Here is a 16,858-nt window from a genome sequence, read left to right as displayed (position 1 = left end):
AGAGGCAAGAGACGATCATGACTCGCGCACCGGCGAGCCGCGCCCTCGAACCCACTCCATTGTGGCTCAAATTGAGCAGCTACCTCGTCCTATCGGATGAGGAGAAGTTGTACCTCACCGATCTGGAGAGGACAATCGCTCGTGTATCGCCGCGCACTGATCTTCTTCAACAGGGAGAAAGATATCGGGACGTGCGGATCATGCGGGATGGCTGGGCAATCCGTCACAAGGCCTTGCCCGACGGCCGGCGTCAGGTCGTGAACTTCGTCCTGCCCGGCGACATCATCGGCATGTACTGCACCCTGTTCGAATCCGCCGACCACAGCGTCACCACGCTGACCCAGGTCGAGGTGGCGAGCTTCCCGCCCGAACGGATCGGCGAGCTGTTCCAGTCCTTCCCCCGCCTTGCCGCCGCGCTGGCCTGGTCCGGTGCGAGGGAGGAGGCGATCCTTGCCGAACGGCTGCTCAGTCTGGGCCGCCGCACCGCGCTGGAGCGCACCGCCCATCTGCTGGTCGAGCTTCTGCGCCGCCTCAGCATCGTCAACATGGTGACCGACGGCCATTTCGTGCTGCCGGTGACGCAGGAGATCCTGGCCGATGCGCTGGGACTGAGCATCGTCCACATCAACCGCACCCTGCGGCGGCTGCGCGACAGCGGCCTGATCGAGCTGAACGGCCAGCGCATCACCGTCAACGACGTCCGCCAACTCGCCTCCGTCGGCCAGTTCGACGAGCTGTACCTGCATCTGATCCGTGCCCCCCGCCGTCTGGAACGTGCCTTCTCCGGCGCCCACCTCCACACCGGCACCAGCCGCAACGGCGAAGACCGCGCAAAGGCGTAACGCCGGTCCTGCGGCAAATGCCCTCTCCCGACTTGGGAGAGGGGATTCCCAGATCACCTCGGTCAGCTTTCCCTGCGGCGGCGCCCCCGCCCGGCCTCTCCGCCATTTCCGCATCGCACAAATTCAGCGATGATGCGCCGACCATGTATCGGCGGATGCCTTCCCATGCCCATTTTCAGCGGCCATCCACCCGGAAACTGGGTGATCTCTTCAAAATAAATCATTGATTATAATATATATTTTTGGCACCGACTCCCCAGCCTGAAAAGCGACACATAAATCCTCTTTACAGTCGTTGATCTGTATCATATTTTCCATCCACGAACTGTTCGCTGGACCCGCAATCCATCTCGGGGATGCCGATGTACACGCAAGCTTTGGATGCCAAGACCGAGCAGGGCGCTCAACCGTCTCCCCGGCTGGTGACGGAGCAGGAAGCCGCTCTCCAGAGCCGCTTCCAGGAGCGTGTCGACGCCGAGGAGAAGATCGAGCCGCGCGACTGGATGCCGGAGGGCTACCGCCGCACGCTGGTCCGCCAGATCTCGCAGCACGCCCATTCGGAAATCGTCGGCATGCTGCCGGAAGGGAACTGGATCACCCGCGCGCCCACCCTGCGCCGCAAGGTGGCCCTGCTGGCCAAGGTGCAGGACGAGGGCGGGCACGGCCTCTACCTCTACAGCGCCGCCGAGACGCTGGGCGTGTCGCGCGACGAGCTGATCGGCCAGCTGCTGTCGGGAAAGGCCAAATATTCCAGCATCTTCAACTACCCGACCCCGACCTGGGCCGACATCGGCGCCATCGGCTGGCTGGTCGACGGCGCGGCGATCATGAATCAGGTGCCGCTCTGCCGCTGCTCCTACGGCCCCTATGCCCGCGCCATGGTCCGCATCTGCCGGGAGGAGAGCTTCCACCAGCGCCAGGGTTACGAGCTGATGCTGGCGCTGGCCCAGGGCACGCCGGAGCAGAAGCGGATGGCGCAGGACGCGCTGAACCGCTGGTGGTGGCCGTCGCTGATGATGTTCGGCCCGTCGGACGAGCAGTCCGCCCACTCCGCCCAGAACATGGCCTGGAAGATCAAGCGCTTCTCCAACGACGAGCTGCGCCAGCGCTTCGTCGACGCCACGGTGCCGCAGGCCGAGTTCCTGGGCCTGACCATCCCGGATCCGGAGCTGCGCTTCAACGCCGAAACCGGCCATTACGAATTCGGCGCCATCGACTGGACCGAGTTCAACGAGATCCTGAAGGGCAACGGCCCCTGCAACCGCGAGCGCATCGAGGCCCGCCGCAAGGCGTGGGACGACGGCGCCTGGGTGCGCGAGGCCGCCGTCGCCCACGCCGCCAAACGCAGGCAGCGCGCCCTCAAGAAGGCCGGCTGACCGAAGAATTCCGAGGGGACGAGACGATGGATCGTAAGGACTGGCCGCTTTTCGAGATCTTCATCCGGCCGAAGAACGGGTTGTCGCACAAGCATGTCGGCAGCCTGCACGCCGCCGACACCCGCATGGCGCTGGACAATGCCCGCGACGTCTACACCCGCCGCGGCGAGGGCGTCAGCATCTGGGCGGTTCCGGCTGCCAGCATCGCCGCCTCCGACCCGTCGGAAAAGGCCAGCCTGTTCGACCCGGCCGACGACAAGGTCTACCGCCACCCGACCTTCTACGACATCCCCGCTGACGTGAAGAACATCTGATGGGCACGGATCTCAAAGAGGCGCTGTTCGCCTTCACGCTGCGGCTGGGCGACACGTCGCTGGTGCTGGGGCACCGGCTGTCGGAATGGTGCGGCCATGCGCCGGAGCTGGAAGAGGACATCGCGCTGACCAACGTCGCGCTCGACCTCGTCGGCCATGCCCGCATGCTGCTGACCCATGCCGGCGAACTGGAGGGCAAGGGCCGCGACGAGGACCGCCTCGCCTACCGCCGCGACGTCTTCGACTACCGCAACCATCTGCTGGTGGAACAGCCGAACCGCGACTTCGGCCACACCATCGTCCGCCAGTTCCTGCACGATGCCTGGGCGGTGGAGCTGTACGGGCGGCTCTGCACCTCCAGGGACGAGACGCTGGCCGGCATCGCCGCCAAGGCGGTGAAGGAGGTGCGCTACCATGTCCGCCACAGCGGCGACTGGCTGGTGCGGCTGGGCGACGGCACCGACGTCAGCCACGCCAGGGTCGCCGACGCGCTGGGCCGCCTCTGGCCCTATACCGGCGAGATGGTCGAGCGCGACGGGGCCGAACAGGCGCTGGTCGCCGCCGGCATCGTTCCCGACCCGGCCGACCTGAAGGCCGCCTGGACCGCCCGCGTCGAAGCGGTGCTGGAGGAGGCGACGCTCGACCGCCCGGCCGACGGCTGGATGCAGAAGGGCGGCCGCCGCGGCGAGCACAGCGAGCATCTGGGCTATCTGCTGGCCGAGATGCAGTTCCTGCCGCGCGCCTATCCCGACGCGACGTGGTGAGGCCGCGATGCCGGATGCAGCAGGCTGCTGGGGACCGGAGCCGGGCGCCGATGCGGTCGTGAGGGCCGCCTGGGATGCGCTGGCCGGGGTGATGGATCCGGAGATCCCGGTGCTGAGCATCGTCGATCTCGGCATCGTCCGCGCCGTCTCGGCCGACGCGGACGGACGGCTGTCGGTAGCCCTGACCCCGACCTATTCCGGTTGTCCCGCCACCAACGTCATCGTGCTGGAGGCGGAAACCGCGCTGGCCCGCGCGCGCCTGGACGCCCGCGTGTCGGTGGTGATCGCCCCGCCCTGGACGACCGACTGGATCAGCGACGCCGGTCGGGAAAAGCTGGCCGAGGTCGGCATCGTCCCGCCGCCGCACTCCGGCAAGCGCGCCCTGACCGCGCCGGACGAGGGGATCGCCTGCCCGCGCTGCGGCTCGCAGGATACCCGCCAGATCAGCCGCTTCGGCTCCACCGCCTGCAAGGCGCTGCACGCCTGCAACGCCTGCCTCGAACCGTTCGACGTGTTCAAATGCCATTGAGTGGCAGCACCGCGACCACTCCGCCGGCCCGACCCCAGCCGGCCCGACCAGGGACCACCCCATGACCAGCCCCAGCTTCCACCCGCTGACCGTCCGCGAGTGCCGCCGGGAGACCGCGGACACCGTGTCGATCGCCTTCGACGTGCCGGCCGATCTCGCCGACCGCTTCCGCTTCGTCCAGGGCCAGTACCTCACCCTCAAGACCCGCATCGGCGACGAGGAGGTGCGGCGCTCCTACTCCATCTGCTCCGGCGTGGGCGAGGGGGAGCTGCGCGTGGCGGTGAAGAAGGTGGATGGCGGGCTGTTCTCCACCCACGCCAACCAGTCGCTGACGCCGGGCGCCGTGCTGGAGGTGATGACGCCGATGGGGCGCTTCCACACCCCCATTGACCCTGCGGCATCCCGCACCTACGTCGCCTTCGCCGCCGGCAGCGGCATCACCCCGGTGATGTCGATCCTGAAGACCGTGCTGGCGCAGGAGCCGAAGAGCCGCTTCGTCCTGATCTACGGCAACCGCAGCGTCTCCTCCATCATCTTCCGGGAAGAGTTGGAGGACCTGAAGAACCGCTACATCGGCCGGCTGGTCATCCACCATGTGCTGAGCCGCGAACCGGAAGAGGCGGGATTGCTGGGCGGGCGCATCGGCGCCGCTCTGGTGCGCGAACTGTGCGCCGGGCCGCTCAAGGCCGAGGATATCGACGCCGCCTTCCTCTGCGGCCCCCAGCCGATGGTGGAGGAGGTGCGCGACGCGCTGGCCGCCTGCGGCACGCCGCCTGCCAACATCCATGTCGAGCTGTTCGGCACCGCCACCGCGCGCCCGGCCGTGAAGAAAGCGATGGCCGACAGCCCAACCGACGCCGCCACCATCGCCATCCTGCAGGACGGCAAGCGCAAGGAATTCACCCTGGCTTTCGACGGCGAGAGCATTCTCGACGCCGCCCACCGGCATGGCGCCGACCTGCCCTATTCCTGCAAGTCCGGCGTCTGCTGCACCTGCCGCGCCAAAATCCGCGAAGGCAAGGTGGAGATGGCCGAGAACTACTCGCTGGAGCCGTGGGAGGTCGAGGCCGGCTATGTCCTGACCTGCCAGTCGCGCCCGCTGACCGAACGGGTCGTCATCGACTTCGACGCCGCCTGAGCAAAGACAACCAACAACGAGAACAAGGAAACGCCCCGCCATGACCACCACCCCGCAGAGCCTGTTCGAGACGCATGAGGCGACGCTGCAGAAGGCCGTGGAAGCCTGCCGCAGCCGCGCCTACTGGTCGGCCTTCCCCGAAATGCCGAGCCCGCGCGCCTATGGCGAGACGGCGGCGGCGGATGGCGAGGCGGCCTTCGCAGCCTACCGCGACAAGCCCTTCGAGCTGGCCCAGCCGGGCGTCACCGGGACGGTGGGGGGCGAGCGCTCGCCCTTCGGCTTCGACCTCGGCATCAGCTACCCGGTGTCGGACGTCGAGGCGCTGGTGACGGCGGCCAAGGCGGCGATGCCGGGCTGGCGCAAGGCCGGGCCGAACGGCCGGGCCGGCGTCTGCCTGGAAATCCTGAAAAGGCTGAACGCGCGCAGCTTCGAGATCGCCAACGCGGTGATGCACACCACCGGACAGGCCTTCATGATGGCCTTCCAGGCCGGCGCCCCGCATGCCCAGGACCGCGGGCTGGAAGCGGTCGCCTATGGCTGGAAGGCGATGACCGACCAGGCCCCGGCGGCGCGCTGGGAGAAGCCGCAGGGCAAGAACCCCCCGCTGGTGATGGACAAGCGCTTCGAGGTGGTCGGCCGCGGCGTCGGGCTGGTCATCGGCTGCGCCACCTTTCCGACCTGGAACGGCTATCCCGGCCTGTTCGCCAGCCTCGTCACCGGCAATGCGGTGATCGTGAAGCCCGGCCCCACCGCCATCCTGCCGCTCGCCATCACCGTGAAGATCGCCCGCGAGGTGCTGGCGGAGTGCGGGCTCGACCCCAACCTCGTCACGCTCGCCATCGGCGACACCGTCGCCAAGGATCTGGCACTGCGCCCTGAAGTGGCGGTGATCGACTACACCGGCTCCACCGGCTTCGGCGACTGGCTGGAGCGGAACGCCCGTCAGGCCCAGGTCTACACCGAGAAGGCCGGCGTCAACAGTGTGGTCATCGACGGCACCGACGATCACAAGGGCATGGTGCGCAACCTCGCCTTCACGCTCAGCCTCTATTCCGGCCAGATGTGCACGACGACACAGGTCATCTTCGTGCCCAAGGACGGAATCCAGGCCGGGCCGGAGCGCATGAGTTTCGATCAGGTGGTTTCGGCGCTGGCCGGCGGCGTCGACAAGTTCCTGTCCGACCCGGAGCGCGCGGTGGAGGTGCTGGGCGCCATCCAGTCCGACGCCACGCTTGCCCGCATCGACGAAGCGGCGAAGCTCGGCACCGTCGTGCTGCCGTCGCGCGCCATCGCCCATCCGAAATTCCCCGACGCCCGCATCCGCACCCCGCTGATCCTGACCATGGACGCGGCCGACGAGGACAAATACGGCCATGAGTTGTTCGGCCCGATCTCCATCATCGTGAAGACCGAGAGCACCGCCGACAGCCTGGAGCGCGCTGCTCGCCTGACCCGCAGCAAGGGCGCCTTGACCACCGGTCTCTACAGCACCGACCCGCAGCTGATCGAGCAGGCGACCGACCTGTTCGTCGAGGCCGGCGTCGCCCTGTCGGTCAATCTGACCGGCGGCGTCTTCGTCAACCAGTCGGCGGCCTTCAGCGATTTCCACGGCACCGGCGCCAACCCGGCGGCGAATGCCGCGCTGTGCGACCTCGCCTTCGTCGCCAACCGCTTCCGCGTGGTGCAGAGCCGCGTCCCGGTTCTGGAGGCCGCGCAATGAATGCCGATAAGACCATCCTTCTCGACATCGCCGACGGCGTCGCCACCGTCACGCTGAACCGGCCCGACCGGCTGAACAGCTTCACCGCGGCGATGCACGAGGAACTGCGTGGGGCGCTGGCCGCCGTGCGTGAGGACAGCTCCGTCCGCTGCCTGCTGCTGACCGGCGCCGGCCGCGGCTTCTGCGCCGGGCAGGATCTGTCCGACCGCGCCGTCGCTCCAGGGCAGGAGGCGCCTGACCTCGGCGCGTCCATCGAGACCAACTACAACCCGCTGGTCCGCACGCTACGCGACCTGCCAATGCCGGTGATCTGCGCCGTCAACGGGGTCGCTGCCGGAGCCGGGGCCAACATCGCGCTGGCCTGCGACATCGTGCTGGCGGCGCGCTCGGCCAGCTTCATCCAGGCCTTCTGCAAGATCGGGCTGATCCCCGACAGCGGCGGCACCTGGACCCTGCCGCGTCTGGTCGGCCATGCCCGCGCCATGGGCCTCGCCATGCTGGGCGACAAGCTGTCGGCCGAGCAGGCGGAGTCCTGGGGCATGATCTGGAAGGCGGTCGACGACGACAAGCTGGCGGAAGAGGCCGGGGCGCTGGCCCGCCAGCTCGCCACCCAGCCGACGCGGGGGCTGGCGCTGATCAAGCGGGCGCTGAACGTCTCGCTGGACAACGACCTGGACAGCCAGCTCGACCTGGAGCGCGACCTCCAGCGCGAGGCCGGCCGCACGCAGGATTACCGCGAGGGCGTCGCCGCCTTTGTGGCCAAGCGCGCGCCGAAGTTCGAGGGACGATGATGGCGGCGCTCGATCCCTCCGTCACCGTCGCGGTGGTCGGAGCCGGCGCGATGGGCCAGGGCATCGCCCAGGTCGCGGCGCAGGCCGGCCACCCGGTCCTGCTGGTCGACAGCCGCCCCGGCGCCGCCCGGGCCGCCGTCGAGTCCATCGCCAAGGCGCTGACCGCGCTGGTCGAGAAGGGCAAGCGCACGGCGGCGGAACGCGACGCCACGGTGGACCGGCTGCATGCGGTGGACGGCCTGTCCGATCTCGCCCCCGCCGGTCTGGTGGTGGAAGCCATCGTCGAGGATCTCGACGTCAAGCGCCGCCTGTTCGCTGAGCTTGAGGGCATCGTCGGATCAGACGCCATCCTCGCCACCAACACCTCGTCGCTGTCGGTCACCGCCATCGGCGCCGGGGTGCGGCGGCCGGAACGGCTGGCCGGGCTGCATTTCTTCAACCCCGCCCCGGTGATGGCGCTGGTGGAGATCGTCAGCGGCCTCGCCACCGATGCGGCGGTTCTCGACACGCTGTTCGACACGGCCAAGGCCTGGGGCAAGAGCACGGTGCGCTGCCGCTCGACCCCCGGCTTCATCGTCAACCGGGTCGCCCGCCCCTTCTACGCCGAAGGGCTGCGGCTGGTGCAGGAGCAGGCCGCCGATCCCGCCACCATCGACGCCGTGATGCGCGAGGCCGGCGGATTCCGCATGGGGCCGTTCGAGCTGATGGACCTGATCGGCCATGACGTGAACTTCGCCGTCACCCGCTCGGTCCACGCCGCCTATTTCGGCGACCCGCGCTTCCAGCCCTCGCTGATCCAGCAGGAGCTGGTCGAGGCCGGGCGTCTGGGGCGCAAGACCGGCCGCGGTTTCTACGACCACAGCCCCGGCGCCGCCAGGCCCACGCCGCGCAGCGCCGAGCCGGCGCCCAGGCCGCTGCGGGTGACCGTGCAGGGCGACCTCGGCCCAGCCGCGGGGCTGAGCGGGCTGCTGCGCGAGGCTGGTATCGCTGTCGAGGAAGCCGCCGGCCCCGGCGTCCTGATGGTGGATGGCGTCACCCTGGCCCTGACCGACGGACGCACCGCCACTGCCCGTGCCGCCGAAGATGGCTTCGCCCCGCTGGTGCTGTTCGATCTGGCGCTGGACTATGCCAAGGCCACCCGCGTGCCGTTGGCCCTCGCCGATGGCACGCCGTCCGAAGCGCTCGCAGTCGCCGTCGGGCTGTTCCAGGCGCTGGGCAAGGCGGTGTCGGTGATCGACGACGCCCCCGGTCTGGTGGTGATGCGCACCGTCGCCATGCTCGCCAGCGAGGCCGCCGACGCGGCGATGCAGGGGGTCGCCAGCGCCGCCGACATCGACATCGCGATGACCAGGGGCGTTAATTACCCGCTGGGGCCGCTGGCCTGGGCCGACCGCATCGGCTTGCCCCATGTGCTGGCCGTGCTCGACGCCCTGGCCCGCACCTACGGCGAGGACCGCTACCGCGCGTCGGCTCTGCTGAGGCGAAGGATCTCCGCATCCCGCATCCCCTCTCCCCCCCGGGGACAGGGTCAGGGTGAGGGGGTCGCACCGCGTGATTTCGCAGGCAGCGGACACGCCAACGCCACCACAGACTCCACGCTGCGCATCCCCCTCACCCCAACCCTCTCCCCGGGGGGGAGAGGGGGTAAGGAGCCGCTTCAATGAGCACCGCCCCTCACGACCCCCAATCCCTCGCCCAAGCGGTCGGCCGCGGCATGTACGAGCGCGACCATTGCGCCCAGGCCCACGGCATCGAGCTGCTGGAGATCGCCCCCGGCTATGCCCGCATGAGCATGACCGTGCGCAAGGACATGGTGAACGGCCATGACATCGGCCATGGCGGCATGACCTTCACGCTGGCCGACACCGCCTTCGCCTATGCCTGCAACGCGGCGAACGAGGTGACGGTGGCGGCAGGCTGCTCCATCACCTTCCCGGCCCCGGCCAGGCTCGGCGACCTGCTGACCGCCGAGTGCCGCGAAGTGCACAAGCGCGGACGCTCCGGCGTCTACGACGTCACCGTCACCAGCCAGGATGGCACGGTGGTCGGCCTGTTCCGCGGCCAGTCGGCGCGCCTCGCCGGCACCGTGATCCCCGTTCCCGGAGCGTCCCATGCGTGAAGCCTATATCTGCGACGCCGTCCGCACCCCCTTCGGCCGTTACGGCGGCGGGCTGGCTCCGGTGCGCCCGGACGACCTCGCCGCGGTGCCGCTGAAGGCCCTGATGGAGCGCAACCCCGGCGTCGAATGGTCCGCCGTCGACGATGTGGTCCTCGGCTGCGCCAACCAGGCCGGCGAGGACAACCGCAACGTCGCCCGCATGGCGGCGCTGCTGGCCGGTCTGCCGGATGCGGTGCCCGGCACCACGGTCAACCGCCTCTGCGGCTCCGGCATGGACAGCATCGGCATGGCCGCCCGCGCCATCAAGGCGGGCGAGGCCGATCTGATCGTCGCCGGCGGCGTCGAGAGCATGACCCGCGCCCCCTTCGTGATGGGCAAGTCCGACAGCGCCTTCTCGCGGCAGGCCGAGATCTTCGACACCACCATCGGCTGGCGCTTCGTCAACCCGCTGATGAAGGCGAGGTTCGGCATCGACAGCATGCCGGAGACGGCGGAGAACGTCGCCGCCGACTACGCCATCTCCCGCGCCGACCAGGACGCCTTCGCCGTCCGCAGCCAGCAGCGCGCCGGCCGCGCCCAGGAATCGGGCCGTCTGGCCCGCGAGATCGTCCCGGTCAGCATCCCCCGCCGCAAGGGCGAGCCGATCCTCGTCGCCGCCGACGAGCATCTGCGCCCCGACACGACGCTGGAGGCGCTGGCCAAGCTCTCCACCCCCTTCCGCAAGGAGGGCGGCAGCGTCACCGCCGGCAATGCCTCGGGCGTCAATGACGGTGCCGCCGCGGTGATCGTGGCGTCCGCCGACGCCGTGAAGCGTTATGGCCTGACCCCGCGCGCCCGTGTCGTCGGCACCGCGGTGGCCGGCGTGGCGCCCCGCGTGATGGGCATCGGCCCGGCCCCGGCGACGCAGAAGCTGCTGGCCCGCCTCGGCCTGACCATCGCCGATGTCGACGTGATCGAGCTGAACGAGGCCTTCGCGGCGCAGGGCCTCGCCGTGCTGCGCCTGCTCGGCCTGCCCGACGATGCCGAGCATGTGAACCCGAATGGCGGCGCCATCGCGCTCGGCCACCCGCTGGGCGCCAGCGGCACCCGTCTGGTCGCCAGCGCGGTGATGGAGCTGGAGGACCGCAAGGCGACCCGCGCGCTCTGCACCATGTGCATCGGCGTCGGCCAGGGCATCGCCATGATGGTGGAGCGGGTCTGAAGGGAATTGGGCTTCACCGGCCGCCAAGCGCCGGGAACCGGAACGAAGGGAAGAAACGCACCATGTCAATCATGACCGAGACCGGCGTTGACCAGGGCGCGAAAGCCGGCATGGACCGCTACGAGTTCGCCAGCCGCGACGAGATCGTCGCGATGCAGACGGAGCGGCTGGCATGGTCGCTCCGCCATGCTCACGCCAACGTCGCATCCTTCCGCGCCAAGTGCGAGGAGAAGGGCGTCCATCCCGACGACTTCAAGGAACTCAAGGATCTGGCGCTGTTCCCCTTCACCGTGAAGGACGATCTGCGCCGCGCCTACCCCTACGGCATGTTCGCCGTGCCGATGGAGGACATCGTGCGCGTCCACGCCTCCAGCGGCACCACCGGGCGGCCGACGGTGGTCGGCTACACCAAGGGCGACATCGACGTATGGTCGGAGGTCGTCGCCCGCTCCATCCGGGCGGCTGGCGGCACGCGCAACGACATCGTGCACATCGCCTACGGCTATGGCCTGTTCACCGGCGGCCTCGGCGCCCATTACGGGGCGGAGCGGCTGGGCTGCGCCGTGGTGCCGATGTCGGGCGGCCAGACCGAGAAGCAGGTCCAGCTGATCCAGGACTTCAAGCCGACCATCATCATGGTCACGCCGTCCTACATGCTGAACATCGCCGACGAGATGCGCCGCCAGGGCATCGACCCGCGCAGCACCAGCCTGCGCGTCGGCATCTTCGGCGCCGAGCCGTGGACCGGCGCGTTGCGCGAGGAGATCGAGCGGACCTTCAACATTCACGCCGTCGACATCTACGGCCTGTCGGAGGTGATGGGGCCGGGCGTGGCGTCGGAATGCGTGGAGACCAAGGACGGCCCGGTGGTCTGGGAGGACCATTTCTATCCCGAAATCATCGACCCCGACTCAGGCGAGGTGCTGCCCGACGGCTCCTACGGCGAACTGGTCTTCACCACGCTCACCAAGCAGGGCATGCCGGTCATCCGCTACCGCACCCGCGACCTGACCCGGCTGCTGCCGCCGACGGCGCGCGGCATGCGACGGATGGACAAGATCACCGGCCGCTCCGACGACATGCTCATCATCCGCGGCGTGAACGTCTTCCCGACCCAGGTCGAGGAGCTGATCTGCAAGATCCCGGCGCTGGCCCCGCACTATGAGCTGGTGGTCAGCCGCGACGGCCACATGGACAACCTCGCCGTCCGGGTGGAGATGCATGAGGACATCCACCCGTCGGAGTGGGACGGCCACGCCCGGCACCTGCAGCACTCGATCAAGTCGCTGATCGGCATCAGCACCCGCGTCGAGGTGGTCGAGCCCGGCGGCATCGCGCGGTCCATCGGCAAGGCCAAGCGGGTGCAGGATCTGCGCCCGAAGGGCTGATCTCAGCCCTTCTGCGACAGCAGCGGGAAGGCGTCCAGAACACCGGTCAGCAGGATCTGGACGCCGACGCAGAACAGCAGGAAGGCGAACAGCCGGGTCAGCACCCGCACCCGCGTCGGACCCAGGAAGGCGACGATGCGGTCGGCGGAGCGGTAGGACAGCCAGATCAGTGCTGCGATCGCCAGCGCCGCCCCCGACATGCCCAAAAAGAACTCGATCAGCCCATCGCCCCGCGTCGGCCGGGTGGAACCGAGCGCGATGGCGACCGAAATGGTGCCCGGCCCGGTGGTGAAGGGGATCGTCATCGGGAAGAAGGCCGATTCCGCCAGTTCGTCGCCATCGCCGGCGGCCTGTTCCTGCTTGCGCGCCTCGTGCCGTTCCGGCGCGGTCAGCAGCGCCCAGGCCCGTTCGGCCACGACGAAACCGCCGGCGATCCGCAGCGCCGCCATCGACACGCCGAAGAAGTTCAGCACATAGGCACCCGCCCACAGCGCGGTCAGCATGACGATGGCCGAATAGAGGCTGACCAGCCCGGCCAGCCGCGCCCGGTCGCGCGGACTGCTGTCCGCCGTCACCTGGCTGAAGATCAGCGCCATCGCCAGCGGATTGACGATGGAGAACAAGGCGGTGAAGGCGAGCAGGAAACTGTCGAACATGGGATCCAGGGGTTTGTCGGCCGTTTGAACAGTTAGCGGGGACTGGGCAGGACTGGCAAGAGGGGTTCGGTCACCCTCTCCCGCCGCTCAATCCCCTCTCCCCCCCGAGGAGAGGGAGATATCTTCATCCCTGCCCGAAAATTCACCATTCGCACAGCCTCAGCCCGAAAATTGTGCGGCCCTCGAAAAGCACACCCGCCTGAACGCTGTCCACTCCGTCAGTTCCTGTCCCAACGGACAAGTTTTTCATCCGCAACATCAGCACTCTACCCGATAGCCTCCCCACCCCGCGGGTTCTGGCTCGCTTCTTGCTGCCGTCCCCGCCGACAGACGCCAACGCGAAGGGACGACCGCCGTGCCAGCCGCCCAGCCCGCACCGCTCACTCTGGTTCCGCCGGCCGCAGACGCGGCACCGCGCACCATCGTCGATGTCCGCAACCTGACCCTGACCTATCAGACCGCCGACCATCCGGTCTACGCGCTGAGCGACGTCAGCCTGTCGATATCCAAGGGCGACTTCATCTCGCTGATCGGCCCGAGCGGATGCGGCAAGACCACGCTGATGCGCGTCGTCGCCGACCTCGAACAGCCGACCTCCGGCGAGGTGACGGTCAACGGCATGACGCCGGAACAGGCACGGTTGAAGCGTGCCTACGGCTATGTCTTCCAGGCCCCGGCGCTCTACCCGTGGCGGACGGTTGAACGCAACGTCATGCTGCCGCTGGAGATCATGGGGCTGCCCAGGGCCGAACGGCAGCAGCGCGCCCGCGAACAGCTCGACCTCGTCGGCCTGTCCGGCTTCGAGCGCAAATTCCCCTGGCAGCTGTCGGGCGGCATGCAGCAGCGGGTGTCCATCGCCCGCGCGCTGGCCTTCAACCCCGATTTGCTGCTGATGGACGAGCCGTTCGGCGCGCTCGACGAGATCACCCGCGACCATCTGAATCTTCAGCTCACCCGCCTGTGGCTCGGCACCCGCAAGACCTGCATCTTCGTCACCCACTCCATCGCCGAGGCGGTGTTCCTCTCCACCCGCATCGTGGTGATGAGCCCGCGCCCCGGCCGCATCCTCGACGTCATCGACTGCGACCGCGACCTGCCGCGCGAGCGCACGCTCGACATCCGCGAAAGCCCCGAATTCCAGCGCATCGCCCACCGCGTCCGCGAAGGGCTGATGGAGGGCCACAGCTATGACGACTAAACACACGCTGCCCGTCGCCGTGATGGCACTGGCGGTGCTGGTGCTGTGGTACGCCGGTGCGATCTGGCTGAACGCGCCGATGGCGACGGATGCGCTGAACCGCGCCGGCCACGATTGGACCACCGCCGACCTGATCCGCGCCACCCTGGCGATGAAGCGCCCGATCCTGCCGACGCCGGATCAGGTGGCGCTGGACCTCTACAATTCCCTGACCGGCTATCCGGTGACCAGCATCCGCAACCTGCTCTACCACACCGGCGTCACCGCCGGGGCGGCGCTGGCCGGCTTCGGCATGGGGGTGGTGCTGGGCGTGGCGCTGGCGGCGGGGATCGTCCAGGCCCGCACGCTGGAATCGAGCCTGCTGCCCTGGGTGATCGCCTCGCAGACCGTGCCGATCCTGGCGATTGCGCCGATGATCGTCGTCATCCTCGGCAATCTGGGCTTCACCGGCCTGCTGCCCAAGGCGATCATCGCCATGTATCTGTGCTTCTTCCCGATCACCATCGGCATGGTGAAGGGGCTGCGCTCCGCCGATCCGCTGACGCTGGACCTGATGCGGACCTACAGCGCCGGCAGCGCCCAGACCTTCCGCCTGCTGCGCCTGCCGGCCTCGCTGCCCTACCTGTTCACCAGCCTGAAGATCGCGGTCGCCGCCAGCGTCGTCGGCGCCATCGTCGCCGAGCTGCCGACCGGCGGGCAGGCGGGGCTGGGCGCCCGGCTGCTGTCCGGCTCCTATTACGGCCAGACCGTGCAGATCTGGAGCGCCCTGGTGATGGCCGCCTTGCTGAGCGTCACGCTGGTCGCCGCCGTCAGCCTCGCCGAGCGGGCGCTGGTGCCGGGCGGACAGGGAGGTGCGCGATGAGCCGTTCCAATATGGCACGCCCCATCATGGCGCCTTGGCCCTTGGTGATGCTGGCCGCCCCGCTGCTGCCCTTCGCCGCACAGGACGGCACCGCCCTCTTCCTGCCGCAGCTTCCCATTGCCCTGGTCCTCTTCGCCCTGACCGTCGCGGCGATCCTCGCCCGCCGCCTGCCCGGCTCCGCTCTGGGCGAGGCCCTGCTCCTGCTGGCCGGAGTCGCCGCCGCCTATGCCGCCCCGCTGGTCCTGCTGCGCCAGGGCCACGCCCTCTCCCAGGCCGGCGGGCTCTGGCTCTATGTGGCCGGCGCCACCCTGCTGCTGTGGCGGGTCCTGGCGCTGCTGGCCGGGGTCAACGGCCCGGTGCGGCTGGCCGGTCCCGCCCTGTTCGGGCTGGCGCTGGTCATGCTGTGGGAGATCCTGACCCGCGGATTCCAGGTGCCGACCATCCTGCTGCCGCCGCCGAGTCTCGTGCTGACCGCCTTCGCCGCCAATGCCGCCGACCTGTGGGACGATTTCCGCCAGACGGTGCTGATTTCGGTCCTGCGCGGCTATCTGATCGGCTGCGGCGCCGGCTTCCTCATGGCGATCCTGGCCGACCGGGTGCCCTTCCTGGCGCGCGGGCTGCTGCCGCTCGGCAACCTCGCCAGCGCCGTGCCGGTGGTGGGCATCGCGCCGATCATGGTGATGTGGTTCGGCTTCGACTGGCAGTCCAAGGCCGCCGTCATCGTGGTGATGACCTTTTTCCCCATGCTGATCAACACGTTGGCCGGGCTGCAAAGCGCCGAGCGCATCCAGCTCGACCTGATGCGGTCCTACGGCGCCGGCTACTGGCGCACGCTGGCGATGCTGCGGCTTCCCTGCGCCTTGCCCTTTTTGTTCAACGGACTGAAGATCAACTCCACCCTGGCCCTGATCGGGGCCATCGTCGCCGAGTTCTTCGGGACGCCGGTGGTGGGGATGGGCTTCCGCATCTCCACCCAGGTCGCCCGGATGAATCTGGACGTGGTCTGGGCGACGATCGCCGTCGCCGCCCTGACCGGATCGCTGCTCTACGGTGCGCTGGCACTGGCGGAGCGGCATGTCACCGCCTGGCACCCGTCCTTCCGCAAACGCTGACCGCCTCAAGCCAAAACAAAACCCAGCCAGAAGAGGATCGAACGCGATGAAGACCCTTGCCTCCGCCGTCCTGCTCGCCGCCACCGCGCTCACCGGCCTCGCCGGCTGGGGGGCGCCGGCCGCTGCCGCCGATCCGCTGACCCTCCAGCTGAAATGGGTCACCCAGGCCCAGTTCGCCGGCTATTACGTCGCGGCGGCCAAGGGCTTCTACAAGGATGCCGGGCTGGACGTCACCATCAAGGCCGGCGGCCCCGACATCAACCCGACCCAAATCATCGCCGCCGGCGGCGCCGACGTGATCGTCGACTGGATGCCATCGGCGCTGGCCAGCCGCGAAAAGGGCGTGCCGCTGGTCAACATCGCGCAGATCTTCCAGAAATCGGGCATGATGCTGACCTGCCGCAAGGACGCCAACATCAAGGATCCAAAGGACTTCAAGGGCAATACCCTGGGCGTCTGGTTCTCCGGCAACGAATATCCGTTCCTGGCCTGGATGAGCAAGCTGGGCTACTCCACCTCCGGCTCCAGCCCGGACGTCAAGGTGCTGAAGCAGGGCTTCAACGTCGATCCGCTGCTGCAGAAGCAGGCGGCCTGCATCTCCACCATGACCTACAACGAGTATTGGCAGCTGATCGAAGCCGGCATGAAGGCCGACGAGCTGACCGTCTTCAAGTATCAGGACCAGGGCGTGGCGACGCTGGAGGACGGCCTCTACGCCACCGAGAAGTCGCTGTCCGATCCCAAGGTCGTGGAAAAGCTGGCGAAGTTCGTGAAGGCCTCGGCCAAGGGCTGGGAATATGCCGCGAAGAACCGGGCCGAAGCGGTGAAGATCGTGCGGAGAACGACAC

General features: G+C 68.7%; 17 protein-coding genes. 16 read left to right on the top strand and 1 reads right to left on the bottom strand.

Annotated elements, in window-relative coordinates:
• Nucleotides 1-107 precede the first annotated feature (107 nt).
• From I71_RS02985 to paaK, 12 genes are all read left to right on the top strand, one after another.
• Entirely contained in the window at nt 108-842 is a 735-nt protein-coding gene (locus I71_RS02985; protein ID WP_375731169.1) for a Crp/Fnr family transcriptional regulator, read from the top strand.
• Between the two features lie 362 nt (nt 843-1,204).
• A complete protein-coding gene (gene paaA, locus I71_RS02980; protein WP_042690325.1) occupies nt 1,205-2,218 on the top strand; it encodes a 1,2-phenylacetyl-CoA epoxidase subunit PaaA in 1,014 nt (337 codons plus the stop codon).
• Between the two features lie 26 nt (nt 2,219-2,244).
• Nucleotides 2,245-2,532 (top strand): 1,2-phenylacetyl-CoA epoxidase subunit PaaB, encoded by a 288-nt coding sequence (gene paaB / locus I71_RS02975; RefSeq protein WP_042690311.1) that lies wholly within the window; start codon nt 2,245-2,247, stop codon nt 2,530-2,532.
• A complete protein-coding gene (paaC, locus tag I71_RS02970) occupies nt 2,532-3,296 on the top strand; it encodes a 1,2-phenylacetyl-CoA epoxidase subunit PaaC (RefSeq protein ID WP_042690308.1) in 765 nt (254 codons plus the stop codon). The genes paaB and paaC overlap by 1 nt, the downstream gene beginning before the upstream one ends.
• Nucleotides 3,297-3,303: 7 nt before the next feature.
• The gene (gene paaD / locus I71_RS02965; RefSeq protein WP_042690304.1) at nt 3,304-3,825 is read left to right on the top strand and encodes a 1,2-phenylacetyl-CoA epoxidase subunit PaaD; all 522 of its coding nucleotides are present in this window, start codon (nt 3,304-3,306) and stop codon (nt 3,823-3,825) included.
• 61 nt (nt 3,826-3,886) lie between these two features.
• On the top strand, nt 3,887-4,963 hold the full coding sequence (gene paaE / locus I71_RS02960) for a 1,2-phenylacetyl-CoA epoxidase subunit PaaE (RefSeq protein WP_042690300.1): 1,077 nt from the start codon (nt 3,887-3,889) through the stop codon (nt 4,961-4,963).
• A gap of 40 nt (nt 4,964-5,003) precedes the next feature.
• On the top strand, nt 5,004-6,683 hold the full coding sequence (gene paaN / locus I71_RS02955; RefSeq protein WP_042690295.1) for a phenylacetic acid degradation protein PaaN: 1,680 nt from the start codon (nt 5,004-5,006) through the stop codon (nt 6,681-6,683).
• Nucleotides 6,680-7,474 carry a 2-(1,2-epoxy-1,2-dihydrophenyl)acetyl-CoA isomerase PaaG gene (gene paaG / locus I71_RS02950; RefSeq protein ID WP_042690292.1) on the top strand — a complete coding sequence of 265 codons (795 nt, stop codon included), beginning with the start codon at nt 6,680-6,682 and terminating at the stop codon, nt 7,472-7,474. The genes paaN and paaG overlap by 4 nt, the downstream gene beginning before the upstream one ends.
• The gene (gene paaH, locus I71_RS02945; RefSeq protein ID WP_042690320.1) at nt 7,474-9,138 is read left to right on the top strand and encodes a 3-hydroxyacyl-CoA dehydrogenase PaaH; all 1,665 of its coding nucleotides are present in this window, start codon (nt 7,474-7,476) and stop codon (nt 9,136-9,138) included. Before paaG ends, paaH begins: the two co-directional genes overlap by 1 nt.
• The gene (gene paaI, locus I71_RS02940) at nt 9,135-9,593 is read left to right on the top strand and encodes a hydroxyphenylacetyl-CoA thioesterase PaaI (RefSeq protein WP_042690289.1); all 459 of its coding nucleotides are present in this window, start codon (nt 9,135-9,137) and stop codon (nt 9,591-9,593) included. The genes paaH and paaI overlap by 4 nt, the downstream gene beginning before the upstream one ends.
• On the top strand, nt 9,586-10,794 hold the full coding sequence (pcaF, locus tag I71_RS02935; protein WP_042690285.1) for a 3-oxoadipyl-CoA thiolase: 1,209 nt from the start codon (nt 9,586-9,588) through the stop codon (nt 10,792-10,794). Before paaI ends, pcaF begins: the two co-directional genes overlap by 8 nt.
• Before the next feature lie 62 nt (nt 10,795-10,856).
• Nucleotides 10,857-12,182: a phenylacetate--CoA ligase PaaK gene (gene paaK, locus I71_RS02930; protein ID WP_199902094.1), complete on the top strand. Its 1,326-nt coding sequence runs from the start codon at nt 10,857-10,859 to the stop codon at nt 12,180-12,182.
• 2 nt (nt 12,183-12,184) lie between these two features.
• Here paaK and I71_RS02925 read toward each other — a convergent pair whose 3' ends face one another.
• Nucleotides 12,185-12,838, bottom strand: a complete 654-nt coding sequence (locus tag I71_RS02925) for a MarC family protein (RefSeq protein ID WP_042690280.1) — start codon at nt 12,836-12,838, stop codon at nt 12,185-12,187.
• Nucleotides 12,839-13,193: 355 nt separating this feature from the next.
• Between I71_RS02925 and I71_RS02920 the strand changes: the two genes are divergently transcribed.
• From I71_RS02920 to I71_RS02905, 4 genes are all read left to right on the top strand, one after another.
• Entirely contained in the window at nt 13,194-14,036 is an 843-nt protein-coding gene (locus I71_RS02920) for an ABC transporter ATP-binding protein (RefSeq protein ID WP_083896936.1), read from the top strand.
• A complete protein-coding gene (locus I71_RS02915) occupies nt 14,026-14,898 on the top strand; it encodes an ABC transporter permease (protein ID WP_042690276.1) in 873 nt (290 codons plus the stop codon). Before I71_RS02920 ends, I71_RS02915 begins: the two co-directional genes overlap by 11 nt.
• Complete coding sequence (locus I71_RS02910) at nt 14,895-16,010, top strand: ABC transporter permease (protein WP_042690272.1); 1,116 nt, start codon at nt 14,895-14,897, stop codon at nt 16,008-16,010. The genes I71_RS02915 and I71_RS02910 overlap by 4 nt, the downstream gene beginning before the upstream one ends.
• Before the next feature lie 46 nt (nt 16,011-16,056).
• The coding region (locus tag I71_RS02905) for an ABC transporter substrate-binding protein (RefSeq protein ID WP_042690268.1) at nt 16,057-16,858 on the top strand (802 nt) is incomplete at its 3' end.

The organism is Azospirillum sp. B506, from assembly GCF_000333595.1.
In the GTDB taxonomy this organism is placed as follows: Bacteria; Pseudomonadota; Alphaproteobacteria; order Azospirillales; family Azospirillaceae; genus Azospirillum.
This window is presented reverse-complemented; position numbering and strand designations above follow the sequence as displayed.

Coding starts and splice junctions, on each gene's coding strand:
- paaC (WP_042690308.1), top strand. CDS start 2,532: ATGGGCACGGATCTCAAAGAGGCGCTGTTCGCCTTCACGCTGCGGCTG.
- paaE (WP_042690300.1), top strand. CDS start 3,887: ATGACCAGCCCCAGCTTCCACCCGCTGACCGTCCGCGAGTGCCGCCGG.
- I71_RS02915 (WP_042690276.1), top strand. CDS start 14,026: ATGACGACTAAACACACGCTGCCCGTCGCCGTGATGGCACTGGCGGTG.
- paaB (WP_042690311.1), top strand. CDS start 2,245: ATGGATCGTAAGGACTGGCCGCTTTTCGAGATCTTCATCCGGCCGAAG.
- paaD (WP_042690304.1), top strand. CDS start 3,304: ATGCCGGATGCAGCAGGCTGCTGGGGACCGGAGCCGGGCGCCGATGCG.
- paaG (WP_042690292.1), top strand. CDS start 6,680: ATGAATGCCGATAAGACCATCCTTCTCGACATCGCCGACGGCGTCGCC.
- I71_RS02925 (WP_042690280.1), bottom strand. CDS start 12,838: ATGTTCGACAGTTTCCTGCTCGCCTTCACCGCCTTGTTCTCCATCGTC.
- paaI (WP_042690289.1), top strand. CDS start 9,135: ATGAGCACCGCCCCTCACGACCCCCAATCCCTCGCCCAAGCGGTCGGC.
- paaA (WP_042690325.1), top strand. CDS start 1,205: ATGTACACGCAAGCTTTGGATGCCAAGACCGAGCAGGGCGCTCAACCG.
- paaH (WP_042690320.1), top strand. CDS start 7,474: ATGGCGGCGCTCGATCCCTCCGTCACCGTCGCGGTGGTCGGAGCCGGC.
- pcaF (WP_042690285.1), top strand. CDS start 9,586: ATGCGTGAAGCCTATATCTGCGACGCCGTCCGCACCCCCTTCGGCCGT.
- paaN (WP_042690295.1), top strand. CDS start 5,004: ATGACCACCACCCCGCAGAGCCTGTTCGAGACGCATGAGGCGACGCTG.
- I71_RS02910 (WP_042690272.1), top strand. CDS start 14,895: ATGAGCCGTTCCAATATGGCACGCCCCATCATGGCGCCTTGGCCCTTG.
- paaK (WP_199902094.1), top strand. CDS start 10,857: ATGTCAATCATGACCGAGACCGGCGTTGACCAGGGCGCGAAAGCCGGC.